This window comes from Agromyces sp. GL_144, assembly GCF_057834305.1.
The window spans coordinates 785,766-797,842 of record NZ_CM174399.1 but is presented as its reverse complement, the minus strand read 5'-3'; the positions used below and the strand labels follow the sequence as shown (position 1 = coordinate 797,842).

The 12,077-nt window shown below is 69.8% G+C and carries 9 protein-coding genes; all 9 read right to left on the bottom strand.

The window, feature by feature from the left end; translation table 11 throughout:
• Positions 1 to 24: 24 nt before the first annotated feature.
• Positions 25 to 855, bottom strand: a complete 831-nt coding sequence (locus tag AC3IPY_RS03475) for an aldo/keto reductase (protein ID WP_489186707.1) — start codon at positions 853 to 855, stop codon at positions 25 to 27.
• A gap of 120 nt (positions 856 to 975) precedes the next feature.
• Positions 976 to 1,917 carry a cyclase family protein gene (locus AC3IPY_RS03470; RefSeq protein WP_489186705.1) on the bottom strand — a complete coding sequence of 314 codons (942 nt, stop codon included), beginning with the start codon at positions 1,915 to 1,917 and terminating at the stop codon, positions 976 to 978.
• Positions 1,914 to 3,329, bottom strand: coding sequence for an APC family permease (locus AC3IPY_RS03465; RefSeq protein ID WP_489186703.1), 1,416 nt, complete (start codon positions 3,327 to 3,329; stop codon positions 1,914 to 1,916). The genes AC3IPY_RS03470 and AC3IPY_RS03465 overlap by 4 nt, the downstream gene beginning before the upstream one ends.
• A gap of 292 nt (positions 3,330 to 3,621) precedes the next feature.
• Positions 3,622 to 4,824 carry a cystathionine gamma-synthase gene (locus AC3IPY_RS03460; RefSeq protein ID WP_489186702.1) on the bottom strand — a complete coding sequence of 401 codons (1,203 nt, stop codon included), beginning with the start codon at positions 4,822 to 4,824 and terminating at the stop codon, positions 3,622 to 3,624.
• Between the two features lie 136 nt (positions 4,825 to 4,960).
• Positions 4,961 to 6,334, bottom strand: a complete 1,374-nt coding sequence (locus AC3IPY_RS03455) for a cystathionine beta-synthase (protein ID WP_489186701.1) — start codon at positions 6,332 to 6,334, stop codon at positions 4,961 to 4,963.
• A 127-nt stretch (positions 6,335 to 6,461) separates the two neighbouring features.
• Entirely contained in the window at positions 6,462 to 7,934 is a 1,473-nt protein-coding gene (locus AC3IPY_RS03450) for a sugar porter family MFS transporter (RefSeq protein ID WP_489186700.1), read from the bottom strand.
• Between the two features lie 113 nt (positions 7,935 to 8,047).
• Entirely contained in the window at positions 8,048 to 9,988 is a 1,941-nt protein-coding gene (locus AC3IPY_RS03445) for an ABC transporter ATP-binding protein (protein ID WP_489186699.1), read from the bottom strand.
• 108 nt (positions 9,989 to 10,096) lie between these two features.
• Entirely contained in the window at positions 10,097 to 11,092 is a 996-nt protein-coding gene (locus tag AC3IPY_RS03440) for a carbohydrate ABC transporter permease (RefSeq protein WP_489186698.1), read from the bottom strand.
• Positions 11,089 to 12,057: a carbohydrate ABC transporter permease gene (locus AC3IPY_RS03435; RefSeq protein ID WP_489186697.1), complete on the bottom strand. Its 969-nt coding sequence runs from the start codon at positions 12,055 to 12,057 to the stop codon at positions 11,089 to 11,091. Before AC3IPY_RS03435 ends, AC3IPY_RS03440 begins: the two co-directional genes overlap by 4 nt.
• Between the last annotated feature and the right edge of the window lie 20 nt (positions 12,058 to 12,077).

Genomic DNA, 12,077 nt, shown 5'->3' with positions numbered 1-12,077 from the left:
CGGCGCCGAGCGGGCGCGCCGAGCTCAGAGCTCTTCGTGCGTGTCGGGGTCGGCGCCCCAGATGCGTCCGCGCTCGAGACCGGCGATCGCGGCGAGCTCGGACTCGTTCAGCTCGAACGAGAACACGTCGAGGTTCGCACGCCGGCGCGCGGCATCCGAGGACTTGGGAATGGGAACCGAGCCCTGCTGCACGTGCCAGCGCAGCACGACCTTCGGCACGGTGAGCCCTCTGGCCGCGGCGATCTCGGTGAGCACGGGTTCGTTCAGCAGGTCGCTCTTGCGCCCGAGCGGGCTCCAGCTCTCGGTGCGGATGCCGTGCTCGGCGTGATAGGCCCGCAGCTCGCCCTGCGGGAAGTAGGGGTGCATCTCGACCTGGTTCACGACGGGCACGACGCCGGTCTCGCGCTCGAGTCGGTCGAGCATGGGTTCGGTGAAGTTCGACACGCCGATCGAGCGCACGAGCCCCTTCTCGCGCAGCCGGATCATCGCCTTCCAGCTCTCGACGTACTTGTCGATGCGGGGGTTGGGCCAGTGGATGAGGTAGAGGTCGACCCAGTCGAGGTCGAGCTTGGCGCGCGACTCCTCGAAGCTCGCGAGGGTCTCGTCGAATCCGTGGTGGCGGCCGGGGAGCTTGGTCGCGACGACGAGGTCGCTGCGGTCGACGCCCGAGCGGCGGATCGCCTCGCCGACCACGTCTTCGTTGCCGTAGTTGTAGGCCGTGTCGATGAGGCGGTAGCCGTCGCCGATGGCCGTCGAGATCGCCTCGATGCCACCCTGCTCGTTCAGCCCGTAGGTGCCGAGCCCGATCGCGGGAATGGTGTTGCCGTCGTGCAGGGCGTATCTCGGGGTCGTCATCCCCCCATCCTCACGCACCGTGGCGCTCGAAGCCACAGTCACGCGCCGAACGGCGAGCCTTCGATGAGCGGATGCCGCGAGCGAGCGGATGCCTCGAGCGAGCGGATGCCGCGAGCGAGGTCAGGCCCGCGCCTCGGCGGGCACCTCGGCGAACGCGCGCACGGGGAACGTGCCGAACCCCTCGACGCGCGGCGGCACGGCCGTGAAGGTCGCGCCGCGCGCGGGCACCCGGTCGAGCGCGGTGAGATGCTCGACGACGTGGATGCCCGCTTCGAGCAGCAGGCTGTGCGCCGGGCGCTCGCCGCCCGACTCGGTGTCGTCGATGTTGAGCGAGTCGATGCCCACGAGCGCGACGCCTGCCTCGACGAGGTGCCGGGCGCCGTCCTCGGTGAGGAACGGGGATCCGTGCGCGTACTCGGGCGTGCCGAAGTGCCGGTCCCATCCGGTGTGCAGCAGCACCGCGGTGCCGGCGAGCTCGCGATCGAGGAACACCGCTGCGGGGATGCCGCGCTCCGAGGCATCCGTCAACCGGAAGACCTCGGCGGGCAGGCCGACGAGGGTCTCGAGGCGCAGGCTCGCGAGGTCGCCGCCGCCGGCGTAGCGGTGGAACGGGCTGTCGAGGTAGGTGCCCGTGTTGCCCGCCATGCGGATGACGTCGATCTCGAACTCGGTGCCCGGTGCGTAGACGCCGCGCGACGCCTCGCGCGTGAGATGCGGCGTGATCTCGGGCACCGGGATGCCGGGGTAGGTCACGAGCCCCGCACGGATCGGGTGGCTGAGGTCGACGATCGTGCGGTGCACGCGAGCGGCGGATGCCTCGTGGCCGGCCGGGCCCGCGTCGGCGACGCCGCGCGACCCCTTGTGCGCCTCCTCGACGATCGCGAGGTTCGTGAGCTCCACGCGCCCGACCATCGCGAGGCCCAGGTGGCGCACGAGCAGCGCGCCGATCTCGGCCTCGGAGAGGTCGGCCGACGGCAGGTCGAGCCGGAACGCCTCTGCGCGCAGCCCTCCCCCGTTCACGAACGCGATGTCGGCGTCGAATGCGGCACGGTACTCGGTCACGCGGGGTCCTTCGGGTCGGTGGCGGTGGCGGTGGCGATGCCGGGGTCGGGGTCGGGGTCGAGGTCGGGGTCGAGGTCGGGGTCGGGGTCGGGGTCGATCGCCGAGAGCACGGCGGCATCGGTGCGACGGCGCGCGCGCACGCGGCGGATGATCGTCACGAGCACGGCTGCGGCGGCGAGCACGAGCGGCACCACCAGGTTCGCCCAGGCGAGCACGAGGAGTCCGGCCGTCATGATCGTCGCCACGACCGCGAGCCACCAGCCGAACGACCAGCGCTTCAGCAGCAGCGTGGCGGCGAGCATGCCCGCGGCGTAGATGGCCACCATGTTGCTCGTGTGCACGAGGATGAACCCCGTGAGGTCCAGGTCGTTGAGCAGCATGAGGCCGAAGTAACCGAGGATCAGCACCCCGGTGAGGGCGAGCGCCCGGCGCGGCACCTCGCCGTCGGCGGCGCCCTTCGCGAAGAACCTCGGCAGGTCGCCGTCGCGGCCGAGGGCGGCGCCGAGCTTGCCGAAGGCCGGCAGGTAGGCGTTCATGACGCCGAGCGTGACGATCGCCGCGACGATCGCGACGAGCACGGGCCCGATGCCCGGCGCGGTCGCCTCGACGAGGTCGAGGAGCGGCACCTGGCTGTCGCCCGCGCGATCGCCGAGCACCGCGACCGTGACGAACTGCAGCGCGAGGTAGCTCGCGCCGACCACGACGACGGCGATGCCGGTGGCCAGCGGGATGACCCTGCGCGGGTTCGCGAACTCCCCCGCGATGTGCGTGCCGACCTCCCAGCCGGCGAACGCCCACACGAAGAGGCTGATCGCGACCCCGACGCCCGCCCAGCCGTTCGGCAGGAACGGCTCGAAGTTGGAGGTGTCGACCGCCGGCACGGTCACCGCGACCACGCCGACCACGACCGCGACGAGGAGCCCCGTGAGCACGAACTGCACCCAGCCGGCGACGCGCACGCCGAACCAGTTGACGATGAAGGGCGGCACGAAGACCGCGAAGCCGATGATCGGCACGGCCGAGCGGTCGACGTCGAGCACGGCCACGACGTACTCGCCGCCGAGGATCGCGAGCACCGGGGCGCCCACGCAGACGCCGAAGAAGAACCAGTATCCGGCCATGCGAGCCGCGGTGTCGCCGAGCGCGCGCCGCACGAAGCTCGCGACGCCGCCGGCGTCGGGGTAGCGCGAGGCGAGCGCCGCGAAGGTTCCGGCGAGCGGGATCGAGAGCACGAGCACGACGGCCACCGCCACGATCGAGGCGGGCCCGGCTGCCGCGGCGGCCAGTCCGGGCAGCACGAGGATGCCGGTGCCGAGCACGCTCGCGATGTAGAGGGCCGTGCCCTGCACGAGCCCGAGACGGCCGCGGTGGGCGGTCGAGGTCGTGGGCGGGGCATCCGTCGTCGTGGTCACCGGTTCAGTCTGCGGCATCCGCTCGCCCGCTCGCGATGGCAGGGCTGACGTCGTTCGTTCATTTCCTGCCAACGACGGATGCCTCGAGCCGAGCGGATGCCTCGAGCCGAGCGGATGTCACAGCTCGGCGTGAACCCGGCGACGGCACCCGCCCGCGTCATCCGCCCCGCAGCCCCCGCCCCGCGTCGCCGATTCAGGATGCACCGACGCCACGCCGAGCGATCCGCACCAGGATGACGGCGTGTCGCCGAGGCATCCTGAATCCGCCACCGGAGACCGTGCCGCCTCTCGCTCAGAGCCGGGCGAGCGCCTCGTCGATGTCGGCGAGCAGGTCGGCGGGGTCCTCGATGCCGACCGAGAGGCGCACGATCGACTCGGGCACCTCGGCCTCGGTGCCGCGCACCGACGCATGCGTCATCGACCACGGGTGGTTCACGAGCGACTCGACCCCGCCGAGCGACTCGGCGAGCTGGAACAGCGTCGTCGACTCGGCGAACCGACGCGCGGCCTCGCCGCCGCCGGTGAGCGCGATCGAGATCATGCCTCCGAAACCCGACATCTGGCGCGCCGCGAGCTCGTGCCCCGGGTGGGATTCGAGCCCCGGGTAGAAGACCCGCGCGACGCCCGCGTGGCCCTCGAGTCGCTGCGCGATCGCGAGCGCGTTGCTGCTGTGCCGCTGCATGCGGATGCCGAGCGTCTTGATGCCGCGCGTCGTCAGGAACGCGTCGAACGGGCCGGAGACGGCGCCCGCGGCGAACTGCGTGAACGTGACCTGCTCGGCGAGCTCCTCCTGCCCCGCGGCGAACACGAGCGCACCGCCGATGATGTCGGAGTGCCCGCCGAGGTACTTCGTCGTCGAGTGCACGACGACGTCGGCGCCGAGCGCGATCGGCTGCTGCAGCGCGGGCGAGGCGAAGGTGTTGTCGACGACCACGAGCGCACCGGCCTCGCGGCCGAGGGCGGCCAGCGCCGCGACATCCGTGATCTTCATGAGGGGGTTCGACGGCGTCTCGACCCAGAGCACCTTCGTGACCCCCGGCTCGATCGCGGCGCGCACCGCGTCGAGGTCGCCGAGGTCGACCGTCGAGTGCCGCACCCCCCACGCGCCGTGCACCCTGCGGATCAGCCGATGCGTGCCGCCGTAGACGTCGTTGCCGACGACGACGTGATCGCCCGGGGTCAGCACCGTGCGCAGCAGCGCGTCTTCGGCGGCGAGCCCCGAGGCGAACGAGAGCCCGCGGATGCCGCCCTCGAGCGCCGCGAGCTGGGTCTCGAGCGCCGTGCGCGTCGGGTTGCCGCCGCGCGAGTACTCGTAGCCCTCGCGGAGGCCGCCGATGCCGTCTTGAACGTACGTCGAGGTGAGATACACGGGCGGGATCACCGCGCCCGTGGTCGGGTCGAACGCCTGGCCGGCGTGGATCGCGCGGGTGTCGAACCCCGCACCGTTTTCAGGAACGCTCGTCGTTCCGCGTGCACTGTTTTCAGGAACGCTCATCGTTCAGTCATCCGTTCGCTCGGGGAAGTAAGCCTGTGGGGTTGATTCGGTCGCCAGGAGCATCGCGCATCGCGGGACGTTCCTGAATTCTGAAGGAACCGAGAGTCGGGCGTTCCTGAAAAGTGAAACGCGCGGCTCATGCGGAGAGGTACGTGAGCAGGTCGGTGCGGGTGATCACGCCGAGCGCCTTGCCGCCGTCGGTGACGAGCATGGCGGATGCCTCGGCGAACGCCGATCGCGCCGTCGAGACCGGCTCGTTCACGCCGATGAGGGGCAGGCCGTCGCCCACGACGCCGCCCACCTCGTCGGTGAGCTTCGCCTTGCCGGTGAACACGAGGTCGAGCAGCACCTCTTCGTGCACGGCGCCGACGACCTCGCCGAGCACGACGGGCGGCTCGGCCGAGAGCACGAGCACCTGAGAGACGCCGGTCGACGCCATGACGTCGATCGTCTCGCGCACGCTCTGGCTCGGGTGCACGTACACGAGCGGGGCCGTGCGGTCGGCCTTCGAGGCGAGCACGTCGGCGATCGTGTGGCCGGCTGGTGCGTTCGAGAAGCCGTAGGCGCGCATCCACTTGTCGTTGAAGATCTTGCCGAGGTACCCGCGGCCGCTGTCGGGCAGCAGCACCACGAACACGTCGTCGGCCGTCACGCCCGGAGCGGATGCCGCCTTCAGCGCCGCGACGACGGCCATGCCGCTCGACCCGCCGACGAGGACGCCCTCCTCGCGCGCGAGCCGGCGCGTCATCGCGAACGACTCGGCGTCGCTGACCTCGATGATCTCGTGCGGCACGGCCGGGTCGTAGGCCGTCGGCCAGAAGTCCTCGCCCACGCCCTCGACGAAGTACGGCCGGCCCGTGCCGCCCGAGTACACGGACCCCTCGGGGTCGGCGCCGATGATGCGGACGCGGCCGTCGGATGCCTCGCGCAGGAACCGGCCCGTGCCCGTGATCGTGCCACCGGTGCCGATGCCCGCGACGAAATGCGTGATCGCACCGTCGGTGTCGCGCCAGATCTCTGGGCCCGTGGTCTCGTAGTGCGAACGCGGGCCGTTCGGGTTGGAGTACTGGTCGGGCTTGAACGCCCCCGGCGTCTCGCGCACGATGCGGTCGGAGACCGAGTAGTACGAATCGGGGCTGTCGGGTGCGACGGAGGTGGGCGTCACGACGACCTCGGCGCCGTAGGCCTTCAGCACGTTGCGCTTGTCTTCGCTGACCTTGTCGGGGCAGACGAAGATGCACTTGTACCCCTTCTGCTGGGCGAAGAGCGCGAGGCCGACCCCGGTGTTGCCGCTCGTGGGCTCCACGATCGTGCCGCCGGGCTGCAGCCGCCCGTCGCGCTCGGCCGCCTCGATGATGTTGCGGGCGATGCGGTCCTTCGACGAGCCGCCCGGGTTCAGGTATTCGAGCTTGACCAGCACCGTGGCATCCGTCACGCCTTCGACGACGCGGTTGAGCTTCACGAGCGGGGTGTCGCCGACGAGGTCGACGATGGATTCTGCGTACTTCATGCGAGGGTGCTCCCCTGGTTGTCAGCGTGCGGCGCCCGCGAGACCCGCTTCGGCGGGTGCAGGGCGCGAATGGTCATGGTCGCGGGTGGCGACGACAACAGCGGCACGTGAACAGCACGGGACCACCCTATCCTGAGGCGGCCTGGTTCGCGCGACGACGTTGGTCGCGAGCGGTTCCGGCGGCGAAGACCGACTCGGAGTCCTCGAGCGCCATGCCCTTGGTCTCCGGCACCTTCGCGAGCACGAAGAGGAAGGAGAGCACCGCGAACGCGGCGTACATGGCGTAGGTCCAGAACAGCGAGAACTCCGACATCGGCGGGAACGAGACCGTGACGAGGAAGTTCGCGATCCACTGGGCCGCCGCGGCGAGGCCGAGGGCGCGGCCGCGGATGCTGTTCGGGAAGATCTCGCCGAGCAGCACCCAGACGAGCGGGCCCCACGAGAACCCGAACGAGACGACGAACAGGTTCGCCGCGATGAGCGCGATCGGCCCCCAGGCGCCGGGAAGGCTCACCTCGCCGTCGACGGTCACCGAGTTGGCGAACGCGATCGCCATCGTGGTGAGCGTCACGGCCATGCCCGTTGAGCCGATGAGCAGCAGTGGCCGGCGGCCGACCTTGTCGACCAGGGCGATCGCGATGAACGTCACGACGATGTTCGTCACCGAGGTGAGCACGCTGATCGTGAACGAGTCCGACTCGTCGAACCCGACCGCCTTCCAGAGCGTCGTCGAGTAGTAGAAGATCACGTTGATGCCGACGAACTGCTGGAACACCGACAGCAGGATGCCGATCCAGACGATGCCCTTGAGCCCGAGCACCGGCCCGCGCAGGGTGCCGGAGGCCTCGGCCGCCTCGTCCTTGTGCAGCGAGCCCGTGATGTCGGCGACGGCCTCGGCCGGATCGGCCGTGCCGATGCGCTCCAGCACCTCTTCGGCCTGCTTCTCGCGACCCGCCTTGACGAGGAACCTCGGCGACTCCGGAAGCACGAGCGCGATCACGCCGTAGACGATCGACGGCACGGCGCAGGCGATGAACATCCACCGCCAGGCTTCGAGCCCGAACCAGAACGGCTGGTCGGCGCCCCCGGCCGCGGCGGCGAACAGCGCGTCGGAGAGCAGCGCCGCGAAGATGCCGAACACGATCGCGAGCTGCTGCAGCGAGGCCAGCCGACCGCGGATGGCCTTCGGCGAGATCTCGGCGATGTAGGCCGGAGCCACGACCGAGGCGATGCCGATGCCCATGCCGCCGAGCACGCGCCAGACGATGAGGTCCACGACGCCGAACGCGAAGCCCGCGCCGAGCGAGGAGACGAGGAAGAGCACCGCGCCGATGATCATCACGGGGATGCGGCCGAACCGGTCGGCCAGGCGGCCGCCGACCTCCGCGCCGATGGCGCAGCCGAGCAGTGCGCTCGCCACCGCGAACCCGGTCACCGCCGCCGACAGCGCGAACTCGTCTTGGATCGCGTCGACCGCGCCGTTGACGACCGACGAGTCGAAGCCGAACAGGAACCCGCCGACGGCGCCCGCCGCAGCGAGCCCGATGACCTTCGCATTGACGTTCTTGGGCAGCTTCTGCTCCGCAGACCCGTCGCTCATGGAGCCCCCCTCTTCGCCGCCATCGGCGCTTCCCCTCGGCCGTAGGGCGAGCCTATCGCCAACCCTCGGGGCGGCGCAGGGGTTGACGGTCGCGCGTCGCGCGCCCCGTGTGCTCAGCCCTCGGCGGGCGCCGCCATCACGGGCGCGTGCTCCTGCTGCCGGTACAGCGACGCGTAGACGCCGCCGGCGGCGATGAGCTCGGCATGCGCGCCCTGCTCGACGATGCGCCCGGCGACGACCACGAAGATGACGTCGGCCGCGACCACCGTCGACAGGCGGTGCGCGATCGCGATGGTCGTTCGGCCGCGCGCGGCGTCGTCGAGGGCCTGCTGCACGACCCGCTCGGAGATCGTGTCGAGCGCGCTCGTGGCCTCGTCGAGCACGAGCACGGGCGGGTCCTTGAGCAGCACGCGCGCGATCGCGATGCGCTGCTTCTCGCCGCCGGAGAGCCGGTAGCCGCGCTCGCCAACGGTCGTGTCGTAACCGTCGGGGAAGGACATGATCGTCTCGTGGATGTTGGCCGAACGCGCCGCGGCCTCGAGTTCGTCCTGCGTCGCATCGGGCTTCGCGTAGCGGAGGTTCTCGGCGATCGTCGCGTGGAAGAGGTACGTCTCCTGGCTCACGATGCCGATGCTGCCCACGAGCGAGGCCTGTCGCAGTTCGCGCACGTCGTCGCCCGCGAACCGCACCGCGCCCCCGGTGACCTCGTACAGGCGCGGCACGAGGTAGGAGACCGTCGTCTTGCCGGCCCCCGACGGACCGACGAACGCCGCGTACTGCCCCGGCTCGATCGTGAAGCTCACGCCGTCGAGCGTGGGCACCGTGTCATCGGTCGCATCGGGGTACCGGAAGGTCACGTCGTCGAACTCGACCCTGCCGAGCTCGGTGCCGGATGCCACGTCGCGGGCGTCGGGCGCATCGGTGATGGTGGGTCTCAGGTCGAGGTACTCGAAGATGCGCGCGAACAGGGCGCTCGAGGTCTGCAGGTCGAGCGAGACGCGCATGAGCGCCATGAGCGGGAAGAGCAGTCGCGCCTGCACGGTCGTGAACGCGACGATCGTTCCGGCCGTGACATCCGCAGCGCCGCCGCCGATGAGCAGGCCGGCGACCAGGTAGACGATCGCCGGGATCGAGGACATGAAGATGTTGACCATCGCGAAGAACCACTGGCCCGTCATCTGCTGTCGCACCTGCAGGCGGATCTGGTTGCGGTTCTCGTCGGCGTAGCGGTCGATCTCGTTCTGCTGCCTCGTGAACGACTTCGACAGCAGGATGCCCGAGACGCTCAGCGTCTCTTGGGTGATCGCGGTCATCTCGGAGAGCGACTCCTGCGTCTGCCCCGCGATGCGGGCGCGCACCTTGCCCACCTGGCGCTGCGCGATGACCATGAACGGCATGAGCACGATCGCCACGAGGGTCAGCTGCCAGTTCAGCAGCCACATGGCGATGAACGCCGAGATCACGGTCACGGTGTTGCCGAGCACGCTCGACACCGTGTTCGTGAGCACGCTCGCTACGCCGCCGACGTCGTTCTGCAGGCGCGACTGGATGACCCCGGTCTTGGTCCGCGTGAAGAAGCTCAGCTCCATCGACTGCAGATGCGTGAACATGCGCACGCGCAGCGCGCCCATGACCCTGTTGCCGATCGTCGAGGTGAGCCACGTCTGCCACACCGCGAGCAGCGCCGAGACGATGTAGACGGCGATCATGGCGCCGACGACCCACGCGAGCACGGGCAGGTTCGGCGGCATGACCTGGCCGGGCTCGGTCGGATCGACCGGGAAGAGCCCGTCGTCGAACGCGCGCTGGGTGAGCAGCGGCGGGATGACGCTGAGCCCCGCGGCGATCAGCACGAGCACGATCGTGAGGCTCAGCGCCGCTCGGTGCGGCGAGAACAGCTCCGCGATGCGGCCGAGCAGGTTCGGGATGACGGGCGCCGCGGCGTTCTCGGCCTTCTGCGCGGACTCGTCTGCCGCCGAGATGCGGGTGCGCGGCTTGCCCATGCGGCCGCTCTGCCCGCCGGGCGCGCCGCCGCCTCCTCCATGCATGCTCATGGGCCAACCCTACGTCCGGCCTGCGACGGTGCGGCCGACCCCGCCCTGCACGCGAGCGGATGCCGCAGGCCCCCAGCCCGCGGCATCCGTTCCCCCACTCGCGGCGACCTACCCCTTGGTCGCCCCCGCGAGAAGTCCGCGCACGAAGTAGCGCTGCAGGCTGAAGAACACGATCAGCGGGATGATGATCGAGATGAAGGCGGCCGCGGTGAGCAGCTGCCAGTCCTGTCCCCTGGTGCCGACCAGCTCCGCCAATCGCTGCGTGATCGGCGCGACGTCTTGGGTGCCGCCCGAGAAGATGAGGGCGACGAGCAGGTCGTTCCAGACCCAGATGAACTGGAAGATCGCGAACGAGGCCAGCGCCGGCGTGGCGAGCGGCAGCACGATGCGGAAGAAGATCTGCCCGTGCGTCGCGCCGTCGACCTTGGCCGCCTCGATGACGTCGGCCGGGATGTCGGAGATGAAGTTGTGCAGCAGGAAGATCGCGAGCGGCAGGCCGAACATCGCGTGCGCGAGCCACAGCGGCAGGTAGTTCTGCTCGGGGATGATCGGCACGACGTCGTGCAGCCAGGCCTGCATCGGGCGCAGCACGGTCGAGAAGATCTGCAGCAGCGGCACGAGCGACATCTGCAACGGGATGATCTGCAGGGCGAACACGAAGATGAACAGCCAGTTGACCCACTTGAACCTGATCCACGCGAACGCGTAGGCCGCCATGGCCGCGAAGACCAGCGTGATCAGCGTGCCGAGCAGGGTGATCGCGATCGAGTTGACGATGTAGGCGCCGAGCTGCGGCGACGACTGCGAGGTCGAGAAGAGCACGCCGGCGTAGTTGTCGAGCGTGAAGCCCGGGTTCTGGAAGATCGTCCACCAGCCCGTGGTGCGGATGAGCTCCGCGGGGCGGAACGAGGAGATCAGCAGGCCGAACGTCGGGATCGTCCAGAGCACGGCGATGACGATCGACGCGATCGTCGCCGTGCGCGAGGTGAGCCGCTTCTTGACCCGCCCGGCCTTCGTGGGCGGCTCGTGCTCGGCGACCTCGGCGGCCTCGCCGCGGGCGAGCTCCTCGTCGATCGGGAGTCCGGATGGGGCGACGCTGCTCATCGGATCTCCCTCTGCTTGCGAAGCACGTTCACGTTGTAGATGATGATCGGCATCACCATCAGGAACAGGATGAGCGCGAGGGCCGACCCGCGCCCGACCTCGCTCGCCCGGAACGCCTGCGTGTACATCTCGTTCGCGACCACGCTGGTGTTGAAGTTTCCGGCGGTCATCGTTCGCACGATGTCGAAGACCTTCAGCGTCGCGATCGAGATCGTCGTGAACACCACCACCAGCGAGCCTCTGATGCCCGGCACCGTCACGTTCCTGAACCGCTGCCAGGCGTTGGTGCCGTCGAGCTGGGCCGCCTCGATCTGCTCGGTCGGCACGCCCTTGATGGCCGCGCTCAGCAGCACCATCGCGAATCCGGTCTGGATCCAGATCATGATGGCGATCAGCAGGATCGTGTTGATCGGGTCGGTCTGCAGCCACTGCACGGGTTCGCCGCCGAAGGCGACGACGATCGCGTTCAGGAGGCCGATCTGCTCGCGATCGCCCGAGCGGTACTCGTAGACGAAGCGCCAGATGACGCTCGCCCCGACGAACGAGATGGCGATCGGCATGAACAGGATCACCTTGTAGTACTTCTCGCCGCGCGACCGGTCGATGAACACGGCGTACGCGAGGCCGATCGCGGTCGAGATGACCGGCACGAGCGCGACCCAGATGACGGTGTTGATCAGCGTGCGGATGGCGGCAGGCTGCGTGAACATCCAGACGAAGTTGTCGAGCGTCCAGTCGCCGGCGTTGTTCTGGAACGCGAGGAAGCTCGTGCGGATCGCGGGGTAGACCAGCCCGACCGCGAGGAAGAGCATCGCGGGCAGCAGGAAGCCCGCCAGCTGCCAGTAGTCGCGCCCCTTCTTGGGCGCCTTGTCGATGAAGAAGATGAGGAGGCCGACGATCGCCGCGAACACGGCGAGCCCCATCACCACCTGCAGGATCTTGCCGAGCAGATCGGCCGTGGTCATCGCGCCTCCTGGATTCGTCG